The organism is Pyxidicoccus fallax (assembly GCF_012933655.1).
GTDB classification, from domain to species: domain Bacteria; phylum Myxococcota; class Myxococcia; order Myxococcales; family Myxococcaceae; genus Myxococcus; species Myxococcus fallax.
Genome location: NZ_JABBJJ010000733.1, coordinates 1 through 884, shown reverse-complemented (window position 1 = coordinate 884; position 884 = coordinate 1). Strand labels below are relative to the sequence as shown.

1 protein-coding gene is annotated in these 884 nt (G+C 70.5%); it reads right to left on the bottom strand.

Going from position 1 to position 884, the window contains the following annotated elements; all coding sequences use genetic code 11:
- Positions 1–884: acyltransferase domain-containing protein (locus tag HG543_RS53870; protein ID WP_169352705.1), on the bottom strand; the 884-nt coding region annotated here is incomplete at both ends.

The following is an 884-nucleotide window of genomic DNA, read 5'->3' as shown; positions in this document are numbered from 1 at the left end:
GCCTGCCCCAGGTACCTCTTGCCCATCCCCACCAGCGTCGGCTTCGGCCCCACCTCCAGGAAGACGCGGTACCCCTTCTCGTACAGCCCCTTCAGCCCCTCCCAGTACTTCACCGGCTCCCTCAGGTGCCGGCTCCAGTACCTCGCCTGCACCACCTCTTCCCCACCCGCCCCCTTCCCGCTCAGGTTGGACACCAGCTCCACCTGCGGCCGCCCCATACTCACCTGCCCCGCCACCTTCTCGAACTCCCGCTGCATCGGCTCCATCAGCACCGAGTGGAACGCGTGCGTCGTCTTCAACGCTCGGCACTCCACTCCCTGCTTCTTCAGCCGCTCCACCACCTCCTCCACCGCACCCGCCCGTCCCGCGATGACCGTCTCTTCCGGCCCGTTCACCGCCGCGACCGACACGCTCCCGCCAGCGCGCGCCACTTCCGCCTCCACCGTCTCCTGCCGCGCCAGCACCGCCACCATCTTCCCGGCCTCCGCCAGCCCCTCCATCAGCCGGCCCCGGGCCGCCACCAGCTTCAGCCCCTCCTCCAGGCTGAAGACTCCCGCCACGCACGCCGCCACGTACTCGCCCAGGCTGTGCCCCATCACCGCCGCAGGCTTGACGCCCCACTGCCTCCACACCTGCGCCAGCGCGTACTCCACCGCGAAGAGCGCCGGCTGCGCCACGCTGGCCTGCTCCAGCAGGTGCCCCTTGCTCCCGTACAGCACCTCCACCAGCGACTCCTTCAGCTCCTCTCGCAGCAGCTCATCGCACCGCTGCATCACCGCCCGGAACGTCGGCTGCGTCTCGTACAGCTCCCGGCCCATTCCCGCGTGCTGCACGCCCTGGCCGGTGAACAGCAGCACCACCTCCGCCTCCCCCACCTTCGGCGC